2 protein-coding genes are annotated in these 600 nt (G+C 57.3%); both read left to right on the top strand.

The window, feature by feature from the left end:
• Window positions 1-5: 5 nt before the first annotated feature.
• On the top strand, window positions 6-317 hold the full coding sequence (locus E8M78_RS23125; protein ID WP_246658464.1) for a TrbC/VirB2 family protein: 312 nt from the start codon (window positions 6-8) through the stop codon (window positions 315-317).
• Window positions 317-600, top strand: a 284-nt coding sequence (locus E8M78_RS23120; protein ID WP_137137291.1) for a VirB3 family type IV secretion system protein, incomplete at its 3' end; no start/stop codon positions are given. The genes E8M78_RS23125 and E8M78_RS23120, both read left to right, overlap by 1 nt.

Genomic DNA, 600 nt, shown 5'->3' with positions numbered 1-600 from the left:
GGACATTGAAAACATTGGCCATGATCGGCCTGATGACAGCGCTACACCTTGCAAGCGCCGATCACGCATTAGCCCAGGCCGGTGGCGGCACGGGTGCATTTGGGCCACTGCAAACTGCCGTGCAGATGATCGTTGACTTCATCACCGGACCCTTCGGACGTCTGATGGCAATCATTGCGGTCATCGGTCTCGGCTTCCTTGCTTTTGCCGGTCGATTGTCTTGGATGACCGCCGGAGCGGTCGTTCTTGGCATCGGTCTCGTGTTCGGCGCCCCTGCCATCGTTGACCAGATGATTTCGTCGGTAGGCGGCAACTGATGAGCGACTTTCAGGACGAGAAGCCAGCTTTGACGCCTTTGGTGATCGGACTGACCCGCTCTCCGACGCTTTGGGGCATACCTTACATGGCCGTTGTTCTGATCATCGGACTGACAATTATCAGTTGGCTGGTCACGAACCATTTCGCTGCACTGCTGATGGCCCCTGCTGCCTATCTGGTCCTGTTTTCGCTTTGCACCTGGGACAGCAAAATTCTCGACGTCCTGCAGGTCACGTCTCGCAAGACGCCGCGGACGCCCAACAAGCGCTTTTGGGGCACCAA

Source organism: Rhizobium sp. FKY42 (genome assembly GCF_005222835.1).
GTDB lineage: Bacteria > Pseudomonadota > Alphaproteobacteria > Rhizobiales > Rhizobiaceae > Neorhizobium.
The sequence above is the reverse complement of the archived record's forward strand: the minus strand, read 5'-3'. Positions and strand labels throughout refer to the sequence as shown.